This window comes from Botryobacter ruber, assembly GCF_003347595.2.
Classification (GTDB): domain Bacteria; phylum Bacteroidota; class Bacteroidia; order Cytophagales; family Hymenobacteraceae; genus Pontibacter; species Pontibacter ruber_A.
The window spans coordinates 1-5,381 of record NZ_QCZK02000019.1; the positions used below are offsets into that span (position 1 = coordinate 1).

Genomic DNA, 5,381 nt, shown 5'->3' on the forward strand with positions numbered 1-5,381 from the left:
GTGTCTCTACGGCCAACTCATCAAGTAACTTGTCGGGCAGGTAATTTAATAACTTCTTTACCCGGATACCTTTTGTGTCCATAGCAGTAACTAATTGATAACTATAGAATATACGGCAGGTTTCGGACAACAATGTTTTAAAAACCTACCGGGTTTTTGTGCAGCAGAGGGTGTGGTGGCTGCAGCAGAAGACTTTTTAATCACAGAGAAGGTAATTTCTGATAGATTACGTTATGAAAAGAGTAGCAGAAGAGCTTAATCTGAAAGATCTGAAGAACAACCACCCGAACGATATCGCGGAGGTCATCAGCGAGCTGAATCCGAAAGAGCGTATTCTGGCTTTTCTGCTGCTGCCCGGCCAACTGAAAGCGGAGGTGTTTACCTATTTCAACCGCAATGTGCAGGAAGAGCTGCTGAAAGAGCTGGGCTCGCGCGACACCGCCGAAATGCTGGAGAACATGGCACCCGACGACAGGACCGAAGTGTTCGAACATTTCCCGGACCTGCTCATCAAGGAGTCTATCAACCTGCTTTCTCCCGAAGAAAAAAGTATTGCCCTCAACCTGCTGGGCTACCCCGAAAAAAGCATTGCCCGTGTCATGACACCGCTTTACATCCAGGCCAAAAAAGGTTGGACGGTAAAGAAGGCGCTGGACAACATTAAACGCTACGGCAAAAAAGCGGAAACCCTGAACCACGTGTACGTGGTGGACAAGGACAACAAGCTGATCGATGATATCCGGATCGGGAAGCTGCTGATGGCGGACGAGGAGCAGACGATTGAGTCGCTGATGGATTACCAGTTCGTGAGCCTGACCACCACCATGAGCCGCGAAGAAGCCATCGACCAGTTCGACAAGTACGACCGTGCCGTTATGCCGGTGGTGTCGGAGGGCGGCGTGCTGGTCGGCATCGTAACCCACGACGACATTTTCGACGAAATCGAGCGACGCGATACCGAAGACATTCAGAAGTTCGGTGGTCTGGAAGCATTGGAGCTTTCCTACACGGAGACACCCTTGCTCTCGCTGGTGCGAAAGCGGGCGAGCGTACTTATGATCCTGTTCCTGGGCGAAATGCTGACCGCTTCGGCTATGGGCTTTTTTGAAGATGAGCTGGAGCAGGCGGTGGTGCTGGCGCTGTTTATACCGTTGATTATTTCGAGTGGCGGTAACTCCGGTTCGCAGGCGGCTACGCTGATTGTGCGTGCTATGGCGATTAAAGAGCTAGGCATGAAAGACTGGTGGTACGTGATGCGAAAAGAAGTTTTGTCGGGCGTGCTGCTGGGCTTACTGTTGGGCACGATAGGTTTTGTCCGCATCATGGTATGGCAGCAGGCCGGTTTTTACGATTACGGCGACCATACTTATTTAATTGGCTTAACCATTGGTTTAACCTTGGTAGGCATAGTGCTATGGGGAACACTGACTGGCTCTATGATTCCGTTCCTGCTCGAAAAACTTGGCCTGGACCCGGCAACTTCCTCTGCTCCCTTTGTAGCGACATTGGTAGATGTGACGGGTCTGGTGATTTACTTTACCATTGCAGCGGGTATTTTAAGCGGAACCTTGTTGTAGTTTTTTGAAAGCTTCGGGCAAATTTTTAAGCAAAAGCTATCGTTTCAGCTACGGAAGTTCTATATTTGTAACCATGACAGGCATTCAGGCTCAACTGCATCATCATCCTGCACGAAGCACACGTTTCGGAGCCGTAAGCCTATGGATTTGCTAATTGTAAAACGATATATCCAAAAGCCTGACTCCGCTAGAGCCAGGCTTTTTTGTTGGGAAAGACCTCGCAGTGTGCGCAGCTCCTGCGAGTGTCTGAGGCAGAAACGTAAGTAAAAATGAGAAAAGTAGTTACAAGTTGTGTCGTGTTTTTGCTTTTAGCTACTGTCTTTTTCATCTATACTGTTTTCAATAATATGGTAAGTTTGAAGTACGAAACAGACGAACCAGGTGCCTGCATCTCCAAAATAACCGGTATTGATTTATGTGAGGCAATAAAGTTTCACAAAATAGCAGCTTTAGCTTCTTTGCTTCTGGCAATTGCTTTACTCTATTACAGGGAGTTCTTTATGGAGAAGAAGTAAAAGGCAACACAAATTCAGATTCATCATTCATACAACATGAACTTAGTTATAGTTGATTACAAGGCGGGTAATGTGCAGTCGGTGCTGTTTGCACTGGAGCGGCTGGGCGTTCAGGCCACCATCAGCTGCGACTTTGAGACCATCAAAGCCGCAGACAAAGTGATCTTTCCTGGTGTAGGGGAAGCTTCTTCGGCCATGGCGCAGCTCAAGGCCCGCAACCTCGACAAGCTGTTGCCTACACTGGAGCAGCCATTTTTTGGCGTGTGCCTGGGCATGCAGCTACTCTGCGAGCACAGCGAGGAAAACGATACCGAAACACTGGGCATCATACCCGAAAAAGTGCTGCGCTTCCAAACCGACCTGAAGGTGCCCCACATGGGCTGGAACCAGTTGCACCACCTGCAAACGCCCCTGTTCGAAGGACTGCAGGAGCAGGAGTATGTCTACTTTGTGCACAGCTATTATGTGCCGGTGGGGCCGCATACCATTGCCCAGGCTTCGTATCCGGAGCCTTTTTCTGCTGCCTTACAGTATAAGAATTTTTACGCCGCCCAGTTCCACCCCGAAAAAAGCGGACCTGCCGGTGCTCAGATCTTAAAGAACTTTTTAGCATTATAATGGAAATAATTCCTGCCATAGACATTATTGGTGGCCAGTGCGTGCGCCTCACCGAAGGCGATTTTTCGCAGCAGACCACCTACCACAGCAATCCGCTGGACGTAGCCAAGCGCTTCGAAGCACATGGCATCAAACGCCTGCACCTGGTAGACCTTGACGGGGCCAGAGCCAAAAAGCCCGTGAACCTGGCGGTGCTGGAAAACATTGCGTCCAACACCACGCTTTCCATCGACTTTGGTGGTGGTCTGCAGTCGGAAGAGGCCGTACAGCAGGCTTTTGAAGCAGGTGCTGCCCAGATTACTGCCGGAAGTATTGCCGTTCGGGAACCGGAAACCGTAACCGGTTGGTTGTCGAAGTATGGTGCAGACCGCATCATCGTGGGCGCCGACTTTAAAGGAAACCACATTGCCATCAGTGCCTGGACAGAAGAAAGCAAGTTTACGCTGAAAGACTTTATTTCGGATTATGTAAAGGCAGGAGCAAAACTATTTATCTGCACCGATGTAAGCAAAGACGGCAAATTGCAAGGTCCATCTATCAGCACCTATAAGCAGTTACAACAAAAACTGCCCGAAGCAGGCATTATTGCCAGCGGGGGGGTAACAACCGTGCAGGACCTGGAGACGCTGCAGCAAATTGGAGTACATGGTGCTATTATCGGGAAAGCCATTTATGAAGGCACCATTGAATTGAAGGATTTAGAACGATTTTTATGTTAACCAAACGCATTATACCCTGTCTGGATATCAAGAACGGCCGTACCGTAAAAGGAGTCCGCTTCGAGAACATCCGCGACGCCGGTGACCCGGTAGAGCTGGCGGCCTGGTATGCCGAGCAGGGAGCCGACGAACTGGTATTCCTCGATATTACCGCCACCAACGAAGAGCGCAAAACCTTTGCCGCGCTTGTCCGCGACATTGCCCGCCATATTGATATTCCTTTTACCGTAGGCGGAGGCATAGGCGCAGTAGCCGACGTGGAAGTTCTCCTGCAGAACGGCGCCGATAAAGTTTCGGTAAATTCATCTGCCATCCGTAACCCGCAGCTGGTAGAAGAGCTGGCGAACCGCTTCGGCAGCCAGTGTGTTACCGTTGCCATCGACACCAAATACACCGAAGCCACCGGCTGGAAAGTGTACGCCCGTGCCGGCACCGTAGAAACCGAACATGCCACCGTCGACTGGGCCCGTCGGGTAACCGATTTGGGAGCCGGCGAAATCCTGCTTACCAGCATGAACAACGACGGCACCAAAGCCGGCTTTGCGCTGGATATTACAGGCGAAGTTGCCCGGGCAGTAACTGTTCCGGTAATCGCTTCCGGCGGAGCAGGCAATATGCAGCATTTCGCCGATGTGTTGCAACAAGCCAATGCCGATGCCGCCTTAGCTGCCAGCCTGTTCCACTTCCGCGAACTCGAAGTGCCCGTGCTGAAGTCGTTCCTAAAAGAACAAGGCATAGATGTAAGAGTTTAGGAGTTTGGGAGTTTTGGAGTTAAAAAGGTAGAGAGTTAAAATGTTTTAAATTATCTCTACTGTCATCCCGAAGGGATCTTGTGGGCAAGCTGCAGAAATGCTTACTACTGCTACTTGTTCAGTTAGAGAACCAAAGTCTATAATTCTACTCCAGACTTCTTAACTTTTACCTACTTTCAAATTAAATAGTAAAAAGATTTTTCGACCTCATAATCTCTTGTAGCTGGCTAAGTGCAGCTAGCCTACAAGATCCCTTTGGGATGACAAGGGAGAGATTGCGAATGTGGAATAGAGTAAATACTATTTGATATAACTCATCACTTTTAACTCTTAACTTTTAACTTAAAAATTAGTTTTGAAGCTAGATTTTGAAAAAACAGGCGGCCTGGTGCCGGCCGTGATACAGGACGACCTGACTGGTCAGGTGCTGATGCTGGGGTATATGAACCAGGAAGCGCTGGACAAGACGCAGCAGGAAGGGGTTGTTACTTTTTTCTCCCGCACCAAAAACCGCCTCTGGACAAAAGGGGAGACTTCCGGTAATTTCCTGGATGTGGTGAGCATAGCCGAAGACTGCGACAACGATACGCTCCTGATAAAAGTAAAGCCAAACGGCCCCACCTGCCATACCGGCTCCACCAGCTGCTTTGGCGAGGAGAAGGTGGCTAAACGTGCAGCTGCCATTCGTTTTATTGCACAGCTCGAGGAGGTGATCCAGGAGCGGAAAGTTAATCCGGCCGAAGGTTCGTATACCAATTTCCTGTTCAAAAAGGGCGTAAACAAAATTGCGCAGAAAGTTGGCGAAGAAGCAGTGGAAACAGTGATCGATGCCGTAGCCGGTGAACTGGATACCATGAAAGGCGAAGCTGCCGATTTGCTGTATCACCTGCTGGTACTTTTAGCCGCTACTGGCCTGGAGCTGAAAGATGTGGTGGGCGTACTGGAGGAGCGTCATAAAAAGTAAAAGTTGCTGATATTATGTAAAACAGTAGCTAATTAGCTTTACTGCTGCTGTCACCACTCCCGCTGCTGCTTGGTACTATAAAACCCGGCAGGTTTTAAAAACATTGTTGTCCGAAACCTGCCGTATATTCTATAGTTATCAATTAGTTACTGCTATGGACACAAAAGGTATCCGGGTAAAGAAGTTATTAAATTACCTGCCCGACAAGTTACTTGATGAGTTGGCCGTAGAGACAC

General features: G+C 49.2%; 6 protein-coding genes. All 6 read left to right on the forward strand.

The genetic code is table 11. From position 1 onward, the window contains the following. The first annotated feature begins 233 nt into the window (after window positions 1-233). Entirely contained in the window at window positions 234-1,577 is a 1,344-nt protein-coding gene (gene mgtE / locus DCW36_RS04280; RefSeq protein WP_114785035.1) for a magnesium transporter, read from the forward strand. A 269-nt stretch (window positions 1,578-1,846) separates the two neighbouring features. Further along, a complete protein-coding gene (locus DCW36_RS04285) occupies window positions 1,847-2,092 on the forward strand; it encodes a hypothetical protein (protein WP_114785037.1) in 246 nt (81 codons plus the stop codon). 36 nt (window positions 2,093-2,128) lie between these two features. Continuing rightward, entirely contained in the window at window positions 2,129-2,710 is a 582-nt protein-coding gene (hisH, locus tag DCW36_RS04290) for an imidazole glycerol phosphate synthase subunit HisH (RefSeq protein WP_114785038.1), read from the forward strand. Beyond that, on the forward strand, window positions 2,710-3,429 hold the full coding sequence (gene hisA, locus DCW36_RS04295) for a 1-(5-phosphoribosyl)-5-[(5-phosphoribosylamino)methylideneamino]imidazole-4-carboxamide isomerase (protein ID WP_164891028.1): 720 nt from the start codon (window positions 2,710-2,712) through the stop codon (window positions 3,427-3,429). The genes hisH and hisA overlap by 1 nt, the downstream gene beginning before the upstream one ends. Further along, on the forward strand, window positions 3,423-4,181 hold the full coding sequence (hisF, locus tag DCW36_RS04300; RefSeq protein ID WP_114785042.1) for an imidazole glycerol phosphate synthase subunit HisF: 759 nt from the start codon (window positions 3,423-3,425) through the stop codon (window positions 4,179-4,181). The genes hisA and hisF overlap by 7 nt, the downstream gene beginning before the upstream one ends. 355 nt (window positions 4,182-4,536) lie before the next feature. Then, window positions 4,537-5,145, forward strand: coding sequence for a bifunctional phosphoribosyl-AMP cyclohydrolase/phosphoribosyl-ATP diphosphatase HisIE (hisIE, locus tag DCW36_RS04305; RefSeq protein WP_114785044.1), 609 nt, complete (start codon window positions 4,537-4,539; stop codon window positions 5,143-5,145). Window positions 5,146-5,381: the final 236 nt, after the last annotated feature.

Excerpts from the sequence above, each read along its gene's own strand:
- mgtE (WP_114785035.1), top strand. The coding sequence starts at position 234 with ATGAAAAGAGTAGCAGAAGAGCTTAATCTGAAAGATCTGAAGAACAAC.
- DCW36_RS04285 (WP_114785037.1), top strand. The coding sequence starts at position 1,847 with ATGAGAAAAGTAGTTACAAGTTGTGTCGTGTTTTTGCTTTTAGCTACT.
- hisH (WP_114785038.1), top strand. The coding sequence starts at position 2,129 with ATGAACTTAGTTATAGTTGATTACAAGGCGGGTAATGTGCAGTCGGTG.
- hisA (WP_164891028.1), top strand. The coding sequence starts at position 2,710 with ATGGAAATAATTCCTGCCATAGACATTATTGGTGGCCAGTGCGTGCGC.
- hisF (WP_114785042.1), top strand. The coding sequence starts at position 3,423 with ATGTTAACCAAACGCATTATACCCTGTCTGGATATCAAGAACGGCCGT.